Source organism: Tissierella praeacuta DSM 18095 (assembly GCF_900128955.1).
Classification (GTDB): Bacteria; Bacillota; Clostridia; order Tissierellales; family Tissierellaceae; genus Tissierella; species Tissierella praeacuta.
The window spans coordinates 186,868-209,425 of the sequence record NZ_FQTY01000004.1; the positions used below are offsets into that span (position 1 = coordinate 186,868).

At 30.0% G+C, this 22,558-nt stretch carries 28 protein-coding genes and 1 riboswitch; of the genes, 4 read left to right on the top strand and 24 right to left on the bottom strand.

The genetic code is table 11. From position 1 onward, the window contains the following. Window positions 1–8: 8 nt before the first annotated feature. The 15 genes from BUB33_RS06835 to BUB33_RS06905 form a co-directional block, all read right to left on the bottom strand. Window positions 9–764, bottom strand: coding sequence for a WecB/TagA/CpsF family glycosyltransferase (locus BUB33_RS06835; RefSeq protein ID WP_072974681.1), 756 nt, complete (start codon window positions 762–764; stop codon window positions 9–11). 8 nt (window positions 765–772) lie between these two features. Further along, window positions 773–1,876 (bottom strand): polysaccharide pyruvyl transferase CsaB, encoded by a 1,104-nt coding sequence (csaB, locus tag BUB33_RS06840; protein WP_072974684.1) that lies wholly within the window; start codon window positions 1,874–1,876, stop codon window positions 773–775. Between the two features lie 54 nt (window positions 1,877–1,930). Beyond that, window positions 1,931–3,052, bottom strand: a complete 1,122-nt coding sequence (locus BUB33_RS06845) for a glycosyltransferase family 4 protein (protein ID WP_072974686.1) — start codon at window positions 3,050–3,052, stop codon at window positions 1,931–1,933. Then, complete coding sequence (locus BUB33_RS06850; RefSeq protein WP_072974689.1) at window positions 3,049–4,629, bottom strand: O-antigen ligase family protein; 1,581 nt, start codon at window positions 4,627–4,629, stop codon at window positions 3,049–3,051. Before BUB33_RS06850 ends, BUB33_RS06845 begins: the two co-directional genes overlap by 4 nt. A gap of 1 nt (window position 4,630) precedes the next feature. Next, a complete protein-coding gene (locus tag BUB33_RS06855; RefSeq protein ID WP_072974691.1) occupies window positions 4,631–5,125 on the bottom strand; it encodes a DUF4330 domain-containing protein in 495 nt (164 codons plus the stop codon). Further along, window positions 5,125–5,592: a DUF4330 family protein gene (locus BUB33_RS06860; RefSeq protein ID WP_072974693.1), complete on the bottom strand. Its 468-nt coding sequence runs from the start codon at window positions 5,590–5,592 to the stop codon at window positions 5,125–5,127. Before BUB33_RS06860 ends, BUB33_RS06855 begins: the two co-directional genes overlap by 1 nt. 25 nt (window positions 5,593–5,617) lie before the next feature. Next, window positions 5,618–6,874, bottom strand: a complete 1,257-nt coding sequence (locus tag BUB33_RS06865) for a glycosyltransferase (RefSeq protein WP_072974695.1) — start codon at window positions 6,872–6,874, stop codon at window positions 5,618–5,620. Between the two features lie 2 nt (window positions 6,875–6,876). Continuing rightward, on the bottom strand, window positions 6,877–8,157 hold the full coding sequence (locus BUB33_RS06870) for a nucleotide sugar dehydrogenase (RefSeq protein ID WP_072974698.1): 1,281 nt from the start codon (window positions 8,155–8,157) through the stop codon (window positions 6,877–6,879). Between the two features lie 71 nt (window positions 8,158–8,228). Beyond that, the gene (locus tag BUB33_RS06875) at window positions 8,229–8,702 is read right to left on the bottom strand and encodes a hypothetical protein (RefSeq protein ID WP_072974700.1); all 474 of its coding nucleotides are present in this window, start codon (window positions 8,700–8,702) and stop codon (window positions 8,229–8,231) included. A gap of 188 nt (window positions 8,703–8,890) precedes the next feature. Continuing rightward, a complete protein-coding gene (locus BUB33_RS06880) occupies window positions 8,891–9,241 on the bottom strand; it encodes a type II toxin-antitoxin system PemK/MazF family toxin (protein WP_072974702.1) in 351 nt (116 codons plus the stop codon). Continuing rightward, window positions 9,238–9,519 (bottom strand): CopG family ribbon-helix-helix protein, encoded by a 282-nt coding sequence (locus BUB33_RS06885; RefSeq protein ID WP_072974705.1) that lies wholly within the window; start codon window positions 9,517–9,519, stop codon window positions 9,238–9,240. Before BUB33_RS06885 ends, BUB33_RS06880 begins: the two co-directional genes overlap by 4 nt. Window positions 9,520–9,633: 114 nt before the next feature. Continuing rightward, window positions 9,634–10,803: an alanine racemase gene (alr, locus tag BUB33_RS06890; RefSeq protein WP_072974708.1), complete on the bottom strand. Its 1,170-nt coding sequence runs from the start codon at window positions 10,801–10,803 to the stop codon at window positions 9,634–9,636. A 12-nt stretch (window positions 10,804–10,815) separates the two neighbouring features. Next, window positions 10,816–11,433 (bottom strand): LolA family protein, encoded by a 618-nt coding sequence (locus BUB33_RS06895; protein ID WP_115322191.1) that lies wholly within the window; start codon window positions 11,431–11,433, stop codon window positions 10,816–10,818. A gap of 14 nt (window positions 11,434–11,447) precedes the next feature. Then, window positions 11,448–12,746 (bottom strand): NAD(P)H-hydrate dehydratase, encoded by a 1,299-nt coding sequence (locus BUB33_RS06900; RefSeq protein WP_234950004.1) that lies wholly within the window; start codon window positions 12,744–12,746, stop codon window positions 11,448–11,450. Then, a complete protein-coding gene (locus BUB33_RS06905) occupies window positions 12,715–13,317 on the bottom strand; it encodes a hypothetical protein (protein ID WP_072974713.1) in 603 nt (200 codons plus the stop codon). Before BUB33_RS06905 ends, BUB33_RS06900 begins: the two co-directional genes overlap by 32 nt. A 197-nt stretch (window positions 13,318–13,514) precedes the next feature. Here BUB33_RS06905 and BUB33_RS06910 point away from each other — a divergent pair, with 197 nt between their 5' ends. Then, on the top strand, window positions 13,515–13,772 hold the full coding sequence (locus BUB33_RS06910; protein WP_072974716.1) for a hypothetical protein: 258 nt from the start codon (window positions 13,515–13,517) through the stop codon (window positions 13,770–13,772). Window positions 13,773–13,836: 64 nt separating this feature from the next. Here the strand turns inward: BUB33_RS06910 and pyrE are convergent, their stop codons facing one another. The 9 genes from pyrE to BUB33_RS06955 all read right to left on the bottom strand — a co-directional run bounded on the left by pyrE (window position 13,837) and on the right by BUB33_RS06955 (window position 20,302). Beyond that, the gene (gene pyrE / locus BUB33_RS06915; protein ID WP_072974718.1) at window positions 13,837–14,394 is read right to left on the bottom strand and encodes an orotate phosphoribosyltransferase; all 558 of its coding nucleotides are present in this window, start codon (window positions 14,392–14,394) and stop codon (window positions 13,837–13,839) included. 106 nt (window positions 14,395–14,500) lie between these two features. After that, window positions 14,501–15,397 carry a dihydroorotate dehydrogenase gene (locus BUB33_RS06920; protein WP_072974720.1) on the bottom strand — a complete coding sequence of 299 codons (897 nt, stop codon included), beginning with the start codon at window positions 15,395–15,397 and terminating at the stop codon, window positions 14,501–14,503. After that, a complete protein-coding gene (locus tag BUB33_RS06925) occupies window positions 15,390–16,124 on the bottom strand; it encodes a dihydroorotate dehydrogenase electron transfer subunit (protein ID WP_072974722.1) in 735 nt (244 codons plus the stop codon). Before BUB33_RS06925 ends, BUB33_RS06920 begins: the two co-directional genes overlap by 8 nt. Then, window positions 16,114–16,971, bottom strand: a complete 858-nt coding sequence (pyrF, locus tag BUB33_RS06930) for an orotidine-5'-phosphate decarboxylase (RefSeq protein WP_072974725.1) — start codon at window positions 16,969–16,971, stop codon at window positions 16,114–16,116. The genes BUB33_RS06925 and pyrF overlap by 11 nt, the downstream gene beginning before the upstream one ends. Before the next feature lie 19 nt (window positions 16,972–16,990). Continuing rightward, window positions 16,991–18,178 carry a dihydroorotase gene (locus BUB33_RS06935; RefSeq protein ID WP_072974727.1) on the bottom strand — a complete coding sequence of 396 codons (1,188 nt, stop codon included), beginning with the start codon at window positions 18,176–18,178 and terminating at the stop codon, window positions 16,991–16,993. Window position 18,179: 1 nt separating this feature from the next. Beyond that, window positions 18,180–18,608 (bottom strand): aspartate carbamoyltransferase regulatory subunit, encoded by a 429-nt coding sequence (locus BUB33_RS06940; RefSeq protein WP_072974730.1) that lies wholly within the window; start codon window positions 18,606–18,608, stop codon window positions 18,180–18,182. Continuing rightward, window positions 18,608–19,531 (bottom strand): aspartate carbamoyltransferase, encoded by a 924-nt coding sequence (pyrB, locus tag BUB33_RS06945; RefSeq protein WP_072974732.1) that lies wholly within the window; start codon window positions 19,529–19,531, stop codon window positions 18,608–18,610. The genes BUB33_RS06940 and pyrB overlap by 1 nt, the downstream gene beginning before the upstream one ends. 255 nt (window positions 19,532–19,786) lie before the next feature. After that, window positions 19,787–20,080, bottom strand: a complete 294-nt coding sequence (locus BUB33_RS06950; RefSeq protein ID WP_234950005.1) for a spore coat protein — start codon at window positions 20,078–20,080, stop codon at window positions 19,787–19,789. A gap of 15 nt (window positions 20,081–20,095) precedes the next feature. Continuing rightward, a complete protein-coding gene (locus BUB33_RS06955) occupies window positions 20,096–20,302 on the bottom strand; it encodes a hypothetical protein (protein ID WP_072974734.1) in 207 nt (68 codons plus the stop codon). Between the two features lie 125 nt (window positions 20,303–20,427). Between BUB33_RS06955 and BUB33_RS06960 the strand changes: the two genes are divergently transcribed. From BUB33_RS06960 to BUB33_RS06970, 3 genes are all read left to right on the top strand, one after another. Next, window positions 20,428–20,634, top strand: a complete 207-nt coding sequence (locus BUB33_RS06960; protein WP_072974736.1) for a hypothetical protein — start codon at window positions 20,428–20,430, stop codon at window positions 20,632–20,634. A gap of 72 nt (window positions 20,635–20,706) precedes the next feature. Continuing rightward, window positions 20,707–20,806: riboswitch (SAM riboswitch) on the top strand. A 95-nt stretch (window positions 20,807–20,901) separates the two neighbouring features. Beyond that, complete coding sequence (locus BUB33_RS06965; RefSeq protein ID WP_072974738.1) at window positions 20,902–21,906, top strand: methionine ABC transporter ATP-binding protein; 1,005 nt, start codon at window positions 20,902–20,904, stop codon at window positions 21,904–21,906. Then, window positions 21,906–22,547, top strand: a complete 642-nt coding sequence (locus tag BUB33_RS06970) for a methionine ABC transporter permease (protein WP_115322192.1) — start codon at window positions 21,906–21,908, stop codon at window positions 22,545–22,547. The genes BUB33_RS06965 and BUB33_RS06970 overlap by 1 nt, the downstream gene beginning before the upstream one ends. Window positions 22,548–22,558: the final 11 nt, after the last annotated feature.

Here is a 22,558-nt window from a genome sequence, read left to right on the forward strand (position 1 = left end):
CCCCTTCCTTACTTTACTACATCCTTAGAAAATAATACTTTAAACATAAATTTAGGCAATACTACTTGTCTTTTAATTCTAGAAGGCTCTTTGATTAATCTATAGAACCATTCTAACCCCAGTTTTTCAAATATCTTAGGTGCACTCTTAGTATTTCCTGATAAAATGTCCATCACACCACCATTGCCTATTATAACCTTTGATTTTATATTCTCTTTATTTGCATCTATCCAAGTTTCTTGTTTAGGAAAACCTAATCCAACAAATATTATATCTGGATTTGAAGAATTTATATCTTTAATAATTTGAACCTCTTCTTCATGATTTTTATGGCCATTGTGACTGCCTTTAAAATATCCATGATGGTAACCTGCTATTTTAATATTAGGATAAGTCTTTTCTATATTTTCTGCCGCTAATTTAGCAACTCCATCCTTTCCTCCTAATAAGTATAAACTATAATTGTTTTCATTGGCTATATCAAGGAGCTTAAGGGATATATAATATCCTGTGACTCTTTCCTTTAAAGGTTTTTTCTTAATTCTAGAAGCATATATAAGCCCTATGCCATCGGCTGTTATTAAATCCCCCTTATTTATCAGTTCCTTGAATTTTTTATCATCTTTAGCCCCCATAACTATCTCAGTATTTGGAGTATAAATAGCTTTTAATTCATTACCCTTTAGATAATTTTCTACTTGTTTAGCAACCTCATCAAATGTTAAGTTATGTATTTTTACCCCAAATATTTCTACGGTATCCATTTAACAATCTACTCCTTTAATAAATCTAATGCCATAGTTACATTAGATAAAGCCTTATTTTTTAACTCCTTATCTTGCTTTCGCAACTGCTCTTTAATCTCCACCCTATTATTCCATACATTATTTATTTTTTCCAATAAATCCTTATATACTAAGTAATTTACATTGCAAATATAATCCATTCCAATAGAACGTAATATTCCATCTACTTTAGGATCATAGGATAAACCTACCATAGGAACTTCTTGAGTAGCTGCATAAATTAAGGAATGAAGTCTCATTGCTACAATAATTTCCATTTCTTTTATTATACCCATTATTTCTTCAACATTATATTTCCCTGATATTACATAGCAGCCTTCTTCTCTTACCATTTGACTAATCTCAAGACTTATTTCTAAATCTTCTGGATAGTGCATTGGTATCATAACTACATTTACATTATACTCTTTTATTATATGTCTTACAGTATCAGATATAATTTTATTTAAATTATCTGCATTTTTCCATCGCCTAATTGAAATACCTATAAACTTTTTATTTGTAGGTATTTTTTCACTGTTAAATATTTCTACTACCCTAGTTTTTGATGATGGCTCTAAAGTAAATACAGGATCTGCTGTTACTATTATATTTTTATTTTTAACTCCTAAATCATATATAAACTCTTTTGAGTCTTCATCCCTAAGGGTAATTAAATCTACTTTATTTAATATCTTTCTTGTCAAAAATCTATTTAATTTCTTTTTAATAGGACCAATGCCATTAGCATATATCATTACAGGTTTCTTATATAGTTTTGCTATTTTCATTAAAGCTAGATAGTATAATAAGGAACGAGTGCTTGTTACATCTTGCAGCAAGGATCCACCACCAGAAATAAATAAAGATGAATTTTTCATAGCTATAAACACTTCTCTAAATTTAAATCTATTTATAGCATTTACAGAATACATTTTCTCAGTCTTTAAAGGGTTTTTGGAAAGCACAGTTATATTTATTTCTTTATTATATTCTTTAATATCTTTTACTATGGCCTTTAAAATAGCATCATCTCCGCTATTATCAAATCCATAATATCCTGATATAAGAATTGATTTTTTAAATCCCATAGAAATTCTCCTTTTCCCAAAAACTATCTTTTCCAAATAAAAGCATTATATGATTCATTTTATCCTACCTATTATTTCTTGATAAATTTCTACATGCTTTCTAGCCATTGCATTAGATGAGTAATTTTCTTCAACCTTTTTATATAATTTTTCACCCATGTTTTCAATTTTAGACTTATCTGATGCCAAGATATCTATTTTATTCGATAAAGTTTTACTATCTCCTACTTCAATCAAATATCCGTTTTCCCCATCTTCAATTAATTTATTCAATCCACCTACATTGGTAGATATAATAGGTTTTTTCATTATAGCCCCCTCTAATATGGCATAGGGAAAACTTTCACTTATGGAAGTTAAAGTGTTTATATCTATTGCATTAAAAAATGAATATGGATCATTCACATATCCTAAAAAATGAATATATTCTTTTAATTTTAATTCTTCAACTAAAGCCTCCAATTTCTTCATTTCATTTCCCTCTCCCGCTATGAGGAATATTACATCCTTTCGTTGGTTTAATATAATCTCTGCTGCTCTTATAAATGTTTCATGATTTTTTACTTGATCTAGTCTGGCAATAATTCCAACTATAACTTTCCCTTCATAGTCAATTCCATATCTCTTGAAAAACTCATCTTTAGATACATACTTTAATTCCTGTTCCATATCAATTCCATTATATACAGTAAATATTTTATCTCTTCTAAATCCCCTATCTACTAACATTTCCTTAAAGGTATCTGAAATAGCTATATAATATTCAAACTGTTTTAATGCAAGTATATTCAATGTTGTAAATACCAATCTCTTATAAAAATTATCTTTAAAGTCTAATTTATAATCACTATGAACAGTGGTAATAAAAGGCTTATTTACTTTATTCTTTAAAAACATAGCAATAAAATTAGCCCTAGCACCATGACAATGGACTAAATCATATTCTCCCTTTTCAATTTCATCTGTAAGTCTGCGGACTACTGACATATCAGATCTATTTTTTTGCTTAAACACTTCAATATCTATGCCCGAAGCTTTGGCATCATAATAAAATGTATCTTCAATAAAACATATGATTTTAGCATCTATTAATTTGTTGATACCCCTTATAAGTGAAATTATATGGGTTTTAGCTCCACCTGTATCTCCACCACTTATTAGATGAAGTACCTTCATTTGAGAGCCCCCTTTCCATTAATTATATGCTGTGGTGCGAAAGTATTTATCAATGCAACAGCAATCCAAAAGTATATAATCATAGCTGGTACTTCAAATATATTTTCAACAAAATTTTGTGCTAATACCCCCGTAGCTCCTGAAAATAATCCGATGGCAACTATTCTATTTTTAGTATCATTTTGATATTTTATTATTTTTATAGAAGAAATAATAAAACATATAATAACAAATGCCAATCCAACTATACCATATACACCCATTTCCGTTAATGTTTTTAAATAGTAATTATCTAAGTAAAAAGGTGCCAATTGATTATTAATTGCCACAGCCCCACCAAATCTTCCTAACCCAACACCAAACAATCTATTCCTATGCCACATTTTAATCCCTATATCCCATCTATATAATCTACCTCCAGCAGCAGATTTTACTAGATATACAGGTGAAAGCATAAACAATAATCTTTGACTTAATGAGCCGCCAAATAAAATAAATATACCTACAAATGCCATAAATGGAACTATCAATCTGGGATTTAATGCAATAATAAAAATAAACATAGCCAGAGCAAAGGCTAACCATGCACCTCTTGAAAGTGTAAGAAGTAATCCTAATGTCATAAACCCAGTTGTACAAAAGTAAAATATTTTCATATATTTATTTTTATGAGTTAAAAACATTGAGATTGCAATAGGTATAAATAAAACAAAAATAACACCCAATATATTTGGACTACCAACTATAGAAAAAGCCCTAGTTCTAATATTTTCAGTGGTATCTACCCAGTTCCCTGGCATAGGAACTCTAGCAATATACTGATAAACAGCATGAATTCCCATAAATAATCCTATGGAAAGCATTAAATTAATAACTCTTTCTGAATCTTCAATACTTCGAATAAATTGTGTAGCAATGAAATACCAAAGAATATGTTGAAAGACTGCTCTAAAACCTTCTATTGCTATGCCCAAATTAGGAGCAATTATAAGTACGTGGCAAATTCCCATAACTATATAGATAATTGCTGGTAGATCCATTGGAGTAAAATTATGTTTGATTTTTCCACCAGATAATAATCTCTTTGCAATTATATATAAAGTTAAAACAATCAATGCTAATTCGTCCCATACAGAACCTAAAACTGCTAACCCTCTAGTTCTTCTAATTACAAAGTCTATCACAAAATAAGAAGCAGGAATAAATATTAATAAATCTAGCCAAGAACCTTTCCCCTTTATCTTCCTAATTATTTTATATAAATAACTATTATCCCTAATGGGAGTTTGTACATCTATTCTTTCTCTTTTAAACTTCATAAATGGACTTAAAATTCTGCTAGTCATTAAAGATTCAAATATAAACTCTTCCATCCTCATGAGTCTATTATCTAGATTCATAAAAAACATATATATAAAACTAATATCCATCCAAGTCTTGTACTCTTCTGGTTTATGCTTTCTTTTATTATCAGTTTTACTTTGCAACCTAAATAAAAAACTATTATCTGATAGTTTTTTAAGCCCAATTATAAGATTGAAAAGAAAACTTCCTTTAATAGCTTTTCTTATATCCATATTAATCAACTACCTTTAAACTTACTATTTGAGCCTTTAATCTATACAAGTCAGATTCTATAAAAATTGTTTTTCCCTGTCTTAACTCCTGCTTACCAAATTTGTAACTATAATTCTTATATGGAGTAGTTGCTTTAAATTTAATTCTAGCTTTTTCCATCATTGGATCAATTGACATAACCACATTACCATCTTTATCTAAATTTGTTACCTCTACTGGTAATATCTCAACATCTTCCACATAAGCATCTAAATAATGCTTCATTTCCCCTAATTGATCTCCAACTTTTATTACATCAAGATAACCCTTATCTATTACAATAGTAGCCTCTACTTCTACATTAACTATTTCATCTTTTACTGATAAATCTGTAAGATCTTTATTTAATACCTTTAGACCAGATAAAAATATTAAAAATACTGCTAAAACCATAGCTATAAAATCTAAAATGTTTATTTTACCAAAAATTCTACCTTTTTCATCTATTAATTTCATTATTTCACCTCTATATACTTTATAGTCCCAGGAAATTCAACTGTAGTTGTTTTTAATATTATAGGAAGCCCTACCTTTATCTCTTGACCACCTAAATCCATATAAGGCCCAGATGAAGCAACTTCAGCTTTAATTTTTACTGTTACTGTTATTTCTTCTGCATCTTCATAGGTAACAATCTTCCCATCTTCTCCTACAACTGATTGTATCTTAGGATTAATATCTATCTCTTCTACAAACCCTTTTTGAAGGTTATTTTGGGAAAACATTTGATCTCCCACCTTTAAATCCGTTATCATTTCCTTAGTCAATTCACTAGCTTCTGCAGTTATAATTATATTTTTACCACCTGCAGTTACCACTTCTTTAGATTTGTTTATTATCTTTCCCCTATTTAAGAATGCTACAACGGCTAATATTATTATAATCGTTATAGTTGTATCTATCCAATTCCATCTTTTTTTCACAAATTTCACCTTCCTAAAATTATTACTAAATATTATTTGCTAATTTTAATATCTCAGATAATTGTTTGGCTTGAGATTCTCTACTATAAATCTTAATTTTATCCCATTTTGGTTCGTGAGTTAATTTTCCTTCTATCCAACTATTATAATATTTTTCTAAAGCAATACTAACACCATTTATATCTTCTGGATCTACTACAGTTCCTGTGTTTGTTTCATTTATTACTTGTGCAGCCGCCCCATCCTCGGGAACAATTGCTAAAATAGGTCTATTTACTTTAATGTATTCAAATATCTTTCCAGTATAAAAATTCTTAGAACCTTTTCCTTTGCCAATTACCAATAGCAAGATATCTGAATTGTATAGCATTTGTATGCTTTCTCTATGTGGTAAATATCCAAATGATTTCATATTTTCTACTAAATCATATTTTTTAGCATATTCCTCTAAAACTTCTTGATATATATTGCCAACAATCCTTATTTCAAGTTTATTTTTATCAATTTTATTATTGTCTATTGCTATTTTTAAGCCCTCTAAAAATTCAATTAAATTTCGTCTACCATAAAGAGAGCCAGTATAAGTTATTACAAACTTATCTTTACCATCTCTTGAATCACTAAGCCCAACAAAATCTTCTTCGTCATACCCATTAGGTATATAAGTAGAACGTCCTATTAAAGCTGGATTATCTTTAACAAAATTCTCTAACATAAAAGGAGTATTAGTAATTAGAAAATCACATTCATTAGTAACCTCCAATTCCTTTTTCTTTTCAAACTTTAATTTTACTCTTTTATGCCAACTATCTAGGTGATAAGGGTTATTTGTCCATTCATCTCTAAAATCAGTTACCCATCTGACACTTGGAAATAATCTTTTTATATATAACCCCATTAAATGAGAACTATAGGGAAATGAAGTAGTATATATTATATTTATATTTTCTTTTTTAATTATTTCAGCTACCTTGTCCTTGTTAAAATAATACCAAAAATATTCTGAATCTGGTGATAATAATCTAGTGCCTATAAACTTAAAAGGCAATCTAAGAAATCCTTTTCTATTTACAGTATCATAAGGTTTAAGTCTATATATTTTCAATTCCTTAGGTAAATCTTCCAAAAGAGTACTATCTGTTAAATCTGAAACATGTTCTTTTGTTATAACTATTGGCTCATATCCAAACTTAGGTAAATATTTAACAAATTTTGTAGTCCTCTGAACACCAGCCCCACCCATTGGTGGAAATTCATTGGCAACAATCAAAACTTTTTCCATCTTTAATCCCTACCTAGCAATGTAATTTTAAAACCTAGACCTTTAAGAAAGCCTTCATCTAAGAAATTTCTAGTATCATAGATATGCTTGTCTTTCATCAATGTAGAAACTTTCTCAAAATCTATATCTTTATATTCATTATGATTTACTGCAAGAATCATTAAATCCGAATCTTTAACTGCATCATATAGTGAATCTACCATAAGATTACCTATTTCAAGACTATCCTTACAAGCATGAGGATCATGTAATGATAAAGTAAATCTAGTATTCTCTCTTAATAAACTTACTAAATTTACAATTGGACTTTCTCTCATATCATCTATATTTGGCTTATATGTAAGACCTAATATAGCTATTTTTGCATTTTCATCTGGAAAAATTTCCTTTAACTTATTTAATATATGTTTTGGCATACCATCATTAGTTTCTCTTGCAAGTCTAATAATATTTCCTTTACTCTGCCTTTCTACAATAAACCAAGGATCTACTGCCAAACAATGTCCCCCTACGCCTGGCCCTGGTTGGTGAAGATTAACTCTTGGATGTCTATTGGCTAATTCTATAACATCCCATGCATTTATTCCCATTTCTTCACAGGTTATAGCAAGCTCATTTGCTAATGCAATATTAACATCTCTATAAGTATTCTCCATAAGTTTACACATTTCTGCTGTTTTAGAATCTGTTGTAAATATTTGTCCCTTAACAAAAACACTGTATAACTCTTTAACTAACTTAGCAGATTTTTCATTTATTCCACCAATAATTCTATCACTTTCAATCAACTCTTGAATTATTTTACCTGGTAACACTCTTTCTGGTGAATGGGCTACAAAAACTTCTTCACCTATATTAAGTCCCGATTTTTTAAGTATAGGAACTATTATTTTCTCCGTAGATTCTGGTGGAGAAGTTGATTCTAATACCACAATATTTCCTTTACTAAGTATTGGTACTATGGACTCAACTGCCTTTTTAACATAATCCATATTAGCAGTTTTATCCTTGTTAATTGGCGTTGGAACAGAAATAATAAAGGCATCGGACTTCTCTAATTTAGTAATGCCTTTTAAACTTCCTTTATCTACAACTTCTTTAACTAAATCCTCAAGTCCTGGTTCTTCAATTATAATCTTTCCTTGGTTTAAAGCATTTATTACTCTTTCATTAATATCATAGCCTAATACTTCCATACCTGATTTAGCAAATATAGCAGCAGTAGGCAACCCGATATATCCTAATCCTATTATAGTTATTTTCTTTGCATTCATTAGTTCCATAAAATTTCCTCCATTTCGACTTATATTCCATTTTAGCCTTTATATCTTATTTTATCAACTGCTATATTTATCTATCGTATTTCATAGTCTCCTTTTACAAGAAAAAAGCTATTTGTCAAAGCTCTAGCACCTCTGCCGTCATCTCTTGGTACTATAATTAAGTGGTTTGCCTTTATATTTTCTTCCATCACTAGATCCTTACCAGCAGTAACATCAGTTAATCCATTCATTATTCCATTAGTTACTACTGCTATAGCTCTAGCATTTCCTGATCTTAATATTATTTCTGTACCATCTTTACAAATTAAAGACTTTCCACTTGGAAGTTCAACCACTGCCCATGAGCCTATATCATTATTTCCATTACCCTTTGTCCCTAATTTTTCATCAACATAATACTTTAACTGCTCTATTTTTTTCTCCACATAACTAAGGGTAACCAATGGATCTGACTCAGAACCTGGCTCTGAAAATACTGTTGTTGCTCCTAATAATATAACCAATGCACCTAATCCAATTCCTATTCTTTTAACTTTATTCTTCATATGTATTAACCTCCTTTTTTATCAATGGACAATGTAGAATTGACAATGGACTATAATCTTTATATATTTCTTAGCCTTCTTGTTATATTGTTTTTATGGTTTTCATTGTCAATTGATATAATTATACTACAAAATCAATAAAAAAATAAGCATTAAACAATGCTTATTTTTTAATATGTATGTATTTATTATAATTCTATTAACCCTAGACTTATTCTTAAACATTCATCTACATTGACCATCATTTCATCACTAAATCTCCCTATTCGTTCACGAAGTCTTTTTTTATCTATGGTTCTTATTTGCTCCAGAAGGACTACTGAATCCTTAGGTAGTCCGTATTCTGGAGCATTTATCTCCACATGTGTAGGCAACTTCGCCTTATTTATCTGGGAAGTGATTGCAGCAATAATAATGGTAGGACTATATTTGTTCCCAATGTCATTCTGAATAACAAGTACAGGTCTTACTCCCCCCTGTTCAGATCCTATAACAGGACTTAAATCAGCATAATATATATCTCCTCGTTTAACTATCATAACATCGCCTGCCTCTTAAGACTTGCCTCATATATTGCTAGATCAACAATGTCTTGTTCTAACCCCATTTCAGCAAGAACTAAATTAATTTGACTCATTTCTTTGTATCCTTCCCTTAATTGCTCAATAATATCTAATTTCTTTTTTTCATTAATAAAGAGTTTCATGGCCTCTGCTATAAAATCAGAACGGTTTTTATACTCCATTGGTACCATTACATCTACTTCTTCAAGGAGGCTATTAGGTAAACTAACAGTTATCCTTCTAGTCTCAGCCATAAAGACACCTCCCATACAAACGTCTTAGATAAAATATATAAAAATAGTCTGAGTTAATTATATATGTTTTCTATTGTCCATGTCAACCTATCTAAAAATTTATTCCCTTTAATTTTATTCTAATAAATAATCCTTTATTTTAACAATCTTTTCACCTGACATATATACCCTAGGAACTCTTCTCCCTACCATACATACAATTTCATAGTTTATTGTACCAAGCTTTGATGCTAACTCATCTGCTGAAGGGCAATCTAATCCATAACCGAATATTACTACCTCATCCCCTAATTTTACATCATCTATATTTGTAACATCTATCATACATTGATCCATACATATTTTCCCAACTATTTTTGCCCTTTTCCCCCTTACAGCTACTTCTGCCTTCCCAGTTAACATTCTAGTAAATCCATCTGCATACCCTATTGGAATAGTAGCTATTTTAGATTCTTTTTCTGTAACAAAAATTTGTCCATAACTAATCCCCGTTCCTTTAGGTACTACCTTTAAATGAGATATCTTAGCCTTTAAAGCCATTGCTGGCTTCAATTTCATATTTTTTTCAACTTCTTCAGATGGATAGAAACCATAAATCATTATACCTGCCCTTACCATATTTAAATTAAACTTTGGTATATCTATAATTCCAGCACTATTTGAAACATGCTTTAGGGGTATACTTAATCCATGTTTTTCTAAATTATTAACAACTTTCATATATTTTTCAAATTGTTCCATTGCATGAGATTTATCTATTTCATCTGCCTTTGCAAGATGAGTGAATATTCCTTCTACATATATATTAGGAAGTTTAGATATATTTATTATATCCTTTATAGAATCTTCTATAGGAAGAAATCCGATTCTGCCCATTCCACTATCAATCTTAATATGAATAGTGGCTTTTTTACCTAATTCTACTGCTTTATTAGATAATATTTTAGCATCCTCATAATTATATATAGTCTGAATAATATTATATTCTAATAGTTTCTCATACTGGGTTGGAGGAGTATAGCCTAATATTAAAATAGGTTCAGTTATATTTCCTTTTCTTAACTCTATGGCTTCTGTTAAAAGAGCTACGGCTAATCTATCAGCACCGTTATCTAAAAATGTCCTTGAAATCTCCACAGAACCATGTCCATAGCCATTTGCCTTAACCACAGCAGTAACTAATGCATCCTTATCTGTATGTTTTCTTACCTCCCTAATATTATGAGCCAAATTATCTAAATTAATTTCTGCCCATACTGGTCTTATTTCTTCTAAAGTATACATTTTTAAACCCCCTTATAGTTTTTTCTTTAGCCTTTTAGTAAATTTAAAGTTTTCATAAGTAATCTCCACATGCAATCCTCCACTTTCATCAAAAATGCTTAGCCTATATGGAGTGAAACCTTTCTTTTTTATCAAAACTTTTGCAGAGTCCCTATATTTATTTCTTTCTTCAAGCTTGAATTCAAAGGTAAGATATTCTTCTCCATTTATTTTCTCAGTATTTATTTTATTAGCATTAGATAACTTTTCATAAAACCCTCCCATTAACATCTGTTTATTTAATGATTTTATAGTTATTAATGATATAGACTGCTTGATGGAGGGATGCTCAACAAAAATCTTATCATCTGTATTTAAAATTATTATACCTTTACTTTCCTTTGGTTTTAAAATCTCCAATCTATATTTATTAGGCTTGGTATATGTTTCTTCTATTAAATATATTGACTCTGTTTCCTCAGAAATAATTTTAACATTAGCTTTACATTTATACCCATTACAGTTTTCATAGGTTTTTTCAATTCTCGACAAGACTCTTTTATCTTTGTATGGTAGTTTGTTATTGTATGAAAATTTACATGATGTCAATAAAACCATAGTAATCAATATAAATAATAGGAGTCTTTTCAATATCACCCCAACCTTTACTTAGAAATTTTTTTGATGCTATCTGGAATACACTCCAAAATATCTGTGGCAATAACTCCATATTCCCCTTTATAGGCAGTTGCTAAATCTCCTGCTAATCCATGGCAAAACACACCTAACTTCGCTGCATCAAATGGTCTTATTCCCTGACCTATAAAAGAAGCTATAATTCCTGTAAGCAAATCCCCAGATCCTGCAGTAGCCATTCCTGGATTTCCAGTTGCATTTACATATATCTCTCCACTAGGTTCAGCAACTATAGTATTACATCCTTTTAGAACTACTATTATATTATATTTATGAGAAGTATATTTAGAATAATAAATTCTATTTTCTTGAATTTCTTTTGTATCTTTGCCAAGAAACCTAGCTAATTCTCCAGGATGAGGAGTAATAATAATTGATTGATTTCGACTATATAAAACACTAGGATTAAAAGATAAACAATTTATACCATCTGCATCTAAAACTATTGGAATATTACAATTCTGTATAATTCTTTCTATTAAATAAATCCTCTCTTCATCTACTCCTATACCAGGACCTATAGCTAATGCATTCATATTTTCCATTTCTTTAAGAATATCAATTAGTGAATCTTTTGTAAAATATCCCTTATTATTATCTTCTGCCGATTTTACTATGCACTCCGTAAGTTTTATAGACATTATAGTTTCTAAAGATTTAGGTATTATGGTATATACAAGACCTGAACCAGTCCTTAATGCTGCTATGGAAGTTAAGTAAGGTGCCCCTATCATCCCCTTACTTCCACCTACAATGGCTAATCTACCATAAGTTCCCTTGTGACTATCTTTTTCCCTCTTAGGTAATAATCTTTGTATTGAATTATCTATTTTAATATTTACATCATTACTTTTATATCCCATTGCAAAGGCTATAGCATAATGTTCTTCATGTGATATGGATATTTTTATTCCATCAAGCCCTAATTCTTTAAGTTTCAAACTTCCATTTCCAATGAGATTTACATATGGTTTCCCATTATCATAATGAAGTATCTCTATTTCTTTCCATTTTACCATACCAATTCCAGTACCTAGAACTTTACTTATAGCTTCTTTAGCAGCAAAAATACCTGCAACTGTTGTAACTTTATCATTACCTTTTGCAATATATTCTATTTCCTTTAGTGTGAATATCTTGTGATAAAATCTATCTTTTTTTTCTAAAATTATATTTTTTATTCTATTTATATTTATAATATCTATTCCGATATCTATCATATTTTCATAAAACATATTATTTAAATCTCTCTCTATCAATTTTTTCAATAACCTCTGAACCTAAAAGTCCATGAAGAAATGTATATGTTTCATTTACCCACTCTTCATAATCATGTTTTGTTTTCATTAGCTCTTTTAATCTTTCTCTTAGAATTTCTATTTCTCCTACTGACTGGTTAACAACCTTTTCTCTAGCTTTAAGCTCACTATATCCATATTGAATAGTTGCATTTAAAAGTTTAAGATTAGCCTCTCTTATTTCCTTTGGTATAGTTTCAAGCTGAAAAGCAATTTCCTCCAATTCTTCATTTATATCAATCATTCGACTTTTATAATCATCTAAAAGCTTTATATTTTCAACTTTATTATCATTATTTATGGAATCAGATACTCCTAGAATCATCTTCATACATTTCATCTTTTCTTTTTGTAATTCTTTATTTTTTGTTTCTATTTCCTTCTCCCTATTTACAAGTTGAGTAAGCTCTTCTTTCGCATTTTGAATATTCTTATCATTAGCATCTCCAAATAACTTATTCCAAGAATCATCATTATGCAATAAGGATATTTTATTTTTGAGCAATATACTTTCATCTAAATTAATAGGTTTGCTAAACATTAAATCACTCCTTAAATATAATTTTACTCTTTTATTTGAATTTTTCAAACATTATAATTTATTTTGTTTACAGAAAAAGTTGATATGGAGGATTTTTTATAAAGATTTCTACTAACATTATAAGTTATATTCCTTTTTTTTGCATTAATATAAATAGTTCTATAGTCAATACTATTATCATAACTGGAGGTGACAATATGGAGGATAAAGAAAAGCTCAATCAGCCCTATTATACTGATGATGTTAGTAAAAAACAATCTAATTTATCTAATAAAAAAAGTGCTATGGATGATCTTGGATTTTATTCAAATAGTGAAGTTTTTCCTCCCAGAGGAAGCTTTATCAATATACCAGAAGATATTTTGTTTAACTCTAAAGGTAATTCATTAAATAATATAACTGAAGATAAAAATAGGACTATTGGCTCAGACTTATATAAAGAAACAAAGAAATAAAATAATGATTGCCAAGAAGCAAATCCTCTTGGCAATCATTATTTTATTTTATAATTGTTAATTATTATTTTATTTTCCTACTTCCTGGTTTTACTATTGGTAGTCCTTCTTTACATAATGGACATCCTTCTATATCATAAGTTTTTATTTCTAATTTAGTACCACCATAGACAGGATATTTAATATCTCCTTTGGATCTATCGACTATACATGCTATTCCAACCACTACTCCACCATATTCCTCCACAACTCTAATAGCCTCATATGCGGATTTCCCAGTGGTTACAACATCTTCAGTGATGAGTACCTTTTGTCCCTTTTCAATATTAAACCCTCTTTTTAATTTCATTTCACCTTCTTCTCGTTCAGTGAATATGGCAGGTTTACCTAGCTGACGTCCTAGCTCATAAGCTACAATAATTCCTCCCATAGCTGGCCCCACTACTATATCAATATCCAAGTCTTTAACTTTTTCTACTATAAAGGATATGGCTTCTGCTGCTCTGTCTGGATATTGTAATAGTTTTGCACATTGTACATATCTATCACTATGTTTTCCTGATGATAATAAAAAATGTCCTTCAAGCAATGCATTTGATTCCTTTAATAAATCAATTATCATTTTAAAACCCCTTTCTTCAGTTTGCAATTAAGGATTAACAGTTAACAATTGAAAACTAAAAAACTAATTAATAAATTAATGTTTTAATTGTTTTCTGTTAATTGTCTTAAATTATTCCTCTGATTTCTTTTAAGGATTTAACTCCTTGCTTTTCCATAAACTCTTCAATGCCTTTAATAATATCCATACTAATATTTGGTTTGATAAAATTAGAACTTCCAACTTGAATAGCTGTAGCTCCTGCCATAATAAATTCTATGGCATCTTCAGCTGTCATTATTCCTCCTATGCCTATTATGGGCACATCTACAACCTGATTTACTTCATATACCATTCTTAAAGCAATGGGCTTAATACATGGTCCTGATAAACCTGCAGTTATATTGTTAAATATAGGTCTTCTTTTATAAATGTCTATTGCTAAGGCATTAAAAGTATTTACAAGAGAAAGTCCATCTGCCCCAGCTTCTACGCAAGTATAAGCCATTTCCTTTATATTTTCCGCATTTGGAGATAGCTTTACTATCATTGGTTTTTTAGACACTTTCTTAGTTTCTTTTACTACTTCTAATGCAGTATTACATTTTATACCAAAGGCCATACCACCTTCTTTTACATTGGGACAAGATATATTTAATTCAATGAAATCTACTGAAGTATTATTTAATAACTCTATTCCCTGTAAATAATCATCTAAAGTACTTCCCCCTAAATTAGCTAATATTACTGTATCTTTTTTCTCCAAAAATGGTAGTTCTTCATCAATAAACCCCCTTACCCCAGGATTTTGTAAGCCTATACTATTCATAATCCCTGATGGAGTTTCATATATTCGTATTCCCCTATTTCCATCTCTTTTATTTAGGGTAAGTCCTTTAGTACATATACCTCCTATTTTTTCTATTGGAAAATATTCTTCAAACTCCCTTCCAAAACCAAAGGTTCCCGAGGCAGCTATGACTGGATTCTTAAATTCTATACCGCATATATTTACCCTAGTCATGTAATACAACCTCCTCCCCTTTGAATACTGGACCTTCTTTGCATACCCTTTCCATTCCTCTGATAGTTTCTATTGTACATCCAAGACAAGCACCTATACCACATGCCATACGAGATTCCATTGAAACATATACTGGTACTTGCCCTTCACACATTTTTATAACTACTTCCATCATAGGAGTTGGTCCACAGGTTAAAACTAAGTCGTATTTACTTGGGTCAAATAACTCAGTTACAAATCCCTTATGTCCATTAGAGCCATCTTCTGTAGCAATAAAAATATTCTTTACGTAGGGTTTTATTTGGTCTAAAAAGTAAGCATTATTTCTAAAACCACTATATATAGTAACTTCTCCTGAAAGATTTTTAGCTAAATATAACATAGGCGCAATACCTATCCCACCAGATAGCAATGCAATTTTTCCTTGGACTTCTAGATTAAATCCATTGCCCAATGGTCCTAGTACACTTAATCTGTCACCTTTTTTTAATCTTGATATGATATGAGTACCTCTACCCCTAACTTCATATAGAAATTTAATTTTTCCATTGTCTAAATCGGCAATACTAATTGGTCTAGGTAAAAATGGGTCTAATCCATTCCATCCCCTAATCATATAAAATTGTCCAGGTAAACCCTTAAATTCTCCTTCAAGAACTATTTCATATATATTTGGACTTATTTCAGTATTTGAATAGATTATTCCGTCTTTATAACTATCCTTCATAGCCAATGTCCTCCCTCATGGAAAGCACTGCTTCTCTAGTATATTTTTCAAGGTTAAGTAATCCATCTTCATGCTTCTTATAAGCTGTAATTATACCTCTTGAAGAATTTACCACTCCACCATTTCTTTCTTTAAGATAAAGACTTACATCTTTACCCTTAGCCCCTTGAGCACCATATCCAGGTATTAGGAAATACATATCTCTATATCTTTTTCTAATTTCAATTGCTTCATCTATATGAGTGCCACCGACTACAGCACCAATTAAGCTATAGCCTGACTTCCCAATATATTTTGAACCCATTTCTTCTAGTTTATCACCTACATGGTAATAAAGACTCTTACCTGCCACATCTAGATACTCTATATCTTTTGCACCTGGATTAGAAGTTCTTAGAAGTACGAACACACCCTTATTACCATTATCTAAATATTTTAAATATGGAGTAATACTATCAAAGCCCATATATGGGTTAAGGGTAATAAAATCAGTTTCAAAATCTCCTTCAAAATGTGCTTTAGCATACATATCTGCTGTAGAAGCAATATCTCCACGTTTTACATCTCCTATGGACAGCGCATTAATACTCCTTAAATATTCTAGGGTTTTCATATAACCAAATAATCCACGAATTCCATAGGACTCATAATATGCGATTTGCAGCTTATAAATTGCAGTTATATCCTCTGTACAATCAATTATTTTTTTATTAAATTGAAAAATAATCTCATCTATATCTTTATACTTCTTCTTCATTTTCTCAGGAATATAATCTAAGCTCGTATCCAATCCAACACAGACATTGCCTTTTCTCTCCACCTCATTATATAATCTATCAATTATCACATCTTCACCCCTAAATTTCTTATTCCTTATTTATATATTTAACTACTCCATTTTTGAATGTCATTACTACTTCCCCATAAAACTTCATTCCATTAAATGGGGTATTTTTTCCCTTAGATATAAATTTTTCTCCATCTACTATAATTTCTTTATTCAAATCCAATAAAACTATATCTCCATCATAGCCCTTTTCTATCTTACCTTTCTTAACATTAATTATTCTTCCTGCATTTGCTGACATAATCTTAGATAATTTCATTAAATCTATTTTACCAGATCTAACTAGGGTAGTATAGGAAACAGGAAATGCTGTTTCTATTCCTGCTAATCCCGGAGCACCCTTTTCTTTATCCTCTTTAGTATGTGGTGCATGGTCTGTAGCTATGGTGTCTACAGTTCCATCTATTATACCTTGAATAAGTGCTTCTACATCTTCCTTTGCCCTTATAGGAGGATTAACTTTAAAATTATTATCCCAAAGGGCTATATGATGAGGTGTTACTTCACATGTAACATAAACCCCTTCTCTTTTTGCCCTTCTTACTTCCTCTATAGCTTCTATTGTACTTACATGGCATAAATGTAACCTTGCCCCAGTTACCTTTGATAAATAAATATCTCTTATTGTAATAATATTTTCTGATATTCTATAGTCGATTGGAGTTAAATCATCATCTTCTGCATGGGTCATGATAGTTAGTCCTTTTTCCTTAGCTTTAATCATAGCCTTGTACATAACTATATTTGATTTAACTCCCTTTCCATCATCTGATATGAATCTTACTCTATTATCTAAAGTATCTAGATGTTCAAGGGTATGCCCATCAAAGTTCCTTGTTATAGAAACTGTTTGGTGAACATCTGCTAAATTTAGTTCCTCTGCTTTATTTAATACATATTCTACTGTATCTATGGAAGAGCAAATGGGATTAGTATTTCCCATTAAGTTAACTAATGTATACCCACCCTTTAGTGCAGCCAGTCCTCCAGTAAGTAAATCCTCTTTATAAGTGAATCCTGGCTCTCTAAAATGAACATGTAGGTCAATGAAAGAAGGCATTAAAATTAAGCCTTCTCCATTTATTGTTTTACAATTATAGTTTAAGTTTGTACCAAAGTCCTTTATTTTTCCATCTCTAATATATAAATCTCCAATAAAATCTTTAGACTCATCCACTATTCTTGCTTTCTTTATAAGAACTTGCATTTTATCCCTCCCAAGAATATATTTGGTCGCAATATTCACACTTATACGTTCCTTTTTCCTCGTTTATTAAAACAAATTTATGGACTATTCCCCTTTCGTTAGATGTGATACATCTTGGGTTTTTACATTCAATAATTCCTTCTACTTTATCTGGCAATGATAAAGTAATTTTTTCTGTAATTTTTTCATCTTCAATAATATTTACAGTAATATTTGGATCAATAAATCCTAACATTGCCAAATCTATATCTATAACATTTTCAATCTTAATCATATCTTTACGTCCATGTTTCTTACTGGTAGCATTCATTATAAGAGCTACAGTAAAATTAGCCTCATCCAGCTTTAAATGTTTAAATATAAAAAATCCATATCCTGGTTTAATATGATCTATTACTATACCTTTTGATATACTATTAATATTTAACATTATTTCACCCCCAATAATTTAGCAATTAATGCCATTCTAACAAACATACCGTATTTTGCTTGTCTAAAATACCAAGCCCTAGGATCACTATCTACCTCCATGCTTATTTCATTTACTCTTGGAAGTGGATGAAGGATTATTAAATCTGACTTAGCTAACTTTAGCTTAGCATTATCTAAGATATAGCTGTCTTTTAACCTTATATAATCTGCCTCATTAAAAAAACGCTCTTTTTGTACTCTAGTCATATATAGTATATCTAACCTATCTATAACTTCCTCAAGCCTTTCCACTTCTACATAATCAAGTAATTTCTTATCTAAAATTTCAGTTTTAATATATTGTGGTGTTTGTAATTCATTAGGGGATATTAATATAAATCTAATATTATCATATCTTGACATTGCTTTTATTAAAGAATGGACTGTACGACCAAATTTAAGGTCTCCACATAATCCTATGGTTAAATTAGAAAAGTTACCTTTAGCTATTTTAATAGTCAAAAGGTCTGTAAGTGTTTGAGTTGGATGTTGATGGCCGCCATCACCTGCATTGATTAAAGGAATATCACAAAACTGAGAGCCATATCTTGGTGCACCTTCCTTTGGATGACGCATAGCAATAATATCTGCATATGATGCAACTGTTCTTATGGTATCAGGTAAATTTTCTCCTTTAGTTACAGAACTTGAACCTGGCTCTGAAAATCCTATTACCCTTCCTCCTAGTCTATTCATAGCTGCTTCAAAACTCAATCTAGTTCTAGTACTAGGTTCGAAAAATAAAGACCCCAATACTTTCCCATCACATAAATGGGTGAATTCTTCTGGGCTTCCTATAATTTCTTCTGCCAATTGAAATATTTCTTCTAGCTCCTCCACTGTAAAATCTTGTGGATCTATTAAATGTCTTCCTTTTAACATTTTAAAACCTCCTTTAGTCTTATAGACCTTTAAAGGATTAGCGTTCAAAAAAACCTTCCATTAAAGGAAGGCACAAATATACTGCAATTATTTATCTACGCTCTCCTTCCTAACCTCACGGGATTAGATTAAAGGTATTTATATTTATATTATAATAACATAATATAAATAAAATGTCTATAATTTTTATCCTACATTCATTTTGCTTAATATATAAAAATGGAGAATTCCAAATAAAGGAATCCCCCACTTTTATTATTTCATTTGTTGACTTGTACTTGTTGTATTTGTACTATTTGCAGCAGATGTTAAAGTAGTTTTTATTTGATTTACATCATTTTGATTAGCTGGTGGTGCTGGAGTATAATATCCTTTTTGTTGCGCCATTTGATATATTTGATATTGCATTTGTTCTGCTTCATTTCTCAATGTTTGTAAAGTTGTTCTCAATTGTTGATTTGAACATTCCATTATAGCTGTTGTATAACTGTTTATACTAGCTTTACTTCCTGCCAAAATATCGTTTACAATATCTCTTTCTTGCATCATTTACAATCCCTCCTCTTATAGTGAATTAATTAAATTAGTAGCAGTAGTTTTCGCATCTGTACTAGCTTGTTGAAGCATTTGCTTTAGTTGTGGATCTTGAACTTGACTTGCATAAGTTCCAAATTTAGTACTCATAGTTAAATGTCCGCCTGCTATTTCTTTTACACAGTTTAATTCTTGTTGAGTTACATTATTTAAATTCACAGTATTTTTAAGTGCCATAATTACACTCCTTTCAATTTTCTATTTCCATTTTATTATTTACTAAAATGATTTTTTTATTCTGCCAAAAGATTCTTAAATATAATTAAAAAGATAGGAAAAACTAAATTCAGGAGGTGTATAAAATGAAAAGAATTCCTAATATAAAAAATAATTCTGAGTTTAATATATATTATCAAAACGAGAATCTTCAAAATACAGATTTTGTAAACTATGATACTTTAGATGCTAGACGACCAGATGCTTATATAGGTTTATCTAATGATATATTTTTGTATCCACAAACTTTTTTTGTGAATTCTGATGATTCAGCATGGTATGATGAATTGTAAAAAATGTAAATTTATAGTTGACAAAGTTTTAAAAACACATTATAATAGATTTTAAAATTAACTGAATATAAACTCTTATCGAGAGAGGCGGAGGGAATGGCCCTATGAAGCCCGGCAACCTGTATTATTACAAGGTGCTAAATCCAACGGTATTTATACCGACAGATGAGAGAGGAACTTAAACCTCTTTCTTCTAAAGAGGTTTTTTATTTAAACCTCTTTTTAAAGAGGTTTTTGTTTTAAGAATTTAAGGGGTGAATACATTAAATGATTAAAATCCATAATTTATCTAAGGTCTTTACCAACGATAAAGAACAATTAATAGCAGTGCAAGATGTAAATCTAAATATAAAGAAAGGTGAAATTTTTGGAATTATTGGATTAAGTGGTGCTGGAAAATCCACTTTAATTAGATGCTTAAATAGGCTTGAAGAACCAACTGAAGGAAAGATATTTATAAATGGTATAGATTTAATAAATCTTGATAAAGAAGAACTAAGAAAAGAAAGAAAAGAAATAGGTATGATTTTTCAACATTTTAACTTATTATCTCAAAAAACCGTATATGAAAATATAGCTTTTCCTTTACGTTTGGAAAAAATGGATAATGAAAAAATCCACAATAGAGTTAATGAACTTTTAGAATATGTAGATTTAAGAGATAAAAAAGATAATTATCCTAGCCAATTAAGTGGAGGACAAAAACAAAGAGTAGCCATAGCCAGAGCTATTGCCAACAATCCTAAAATACTACTTAGCGATGAAGGAACCTCGGCATTAGATCCAAAGACTACAAAATCTATATTGGAACTATTAAGAAAAATAAGAAATGAACTAAATATAACCATAGTGATGATAACACACCAAATGGAAGTGGTAAAAGAAATTTGTGATAGAGTTGCTATTATGGAAAATGGAAAAGTTGTAGAAGAAAATACTGTAGAAAATCTCTTTAGAGAACCTAAAACAAAAATCGCACAGACATTTATAAACTCTTTACAAGGTAATATAGAAGAAGAAATTATAAATCCAAGTGATTTTAAGGGAAAAATTATTAGATTGAGTTTTTTAGGTGATAGTGCTAAAAAGCCAATTGTATCTAAGGTTATTAGAAAGTTTAATATTGATGTAAATATATTATCTGGGAACATCAATGAATTACAATCCACCAGTGTAGGCCATCTAATATTAGAGTTAATTGGAGAAGAGGAAGAAGTAAACCAAGCTCTTTTATTTCTAAGAAATGAAAATGTTTATGTGGAGGTGATATAATGGCTGAATTAGTTATACCTTCTTTATTTGAAACTCTATATATGGTGTTTTTTTCAACAGTCTTTTCCTTGTTAATAGGATTTCCCTTAGGAATTTTATTAGTAATTACAGAAAAAGATAACATCTGGGAAAAACCTATATTTAATAAAATTTTGGGAAGTATTATCAATATATTAAGATCATTACCCTTCATTATTTTAATGATTTTAGTCTTTCCAATTTCAAAACTCATTGTTGGAAAAACCATAGGAACAACAGCTACTATAGTACCCTTATCCATAGCAGCGGCTCCTTTTGTAGCTAGAGTTATGGAAGGAAGTCTAAAGGAAATCGACAAAGGTGTAATAGAATCTAGCCTTGCTATGGGTGCTACAGTTCCACAGATTGTTGGGAAAGTTCTTATTCCAGAATCTCTTCCTTCTATAGTATCTGGAATAACCTTAACTATAATTAATCTAATTGGATATTCAGCAATGGCTGGTGCCATAGGAGGTGGTGGATTAGGTAATTTAGCTATTCGTTTTGGACTATATAGATTCCAAACAGATGTTATGGTTGTATCCCTTATAGCCATTATAGTCTTAGTTCAAGGAGTACAACTTTTAGGTAATTATATTTCTTTAAAAATAAATAAAAAATAAATGGGGGAATT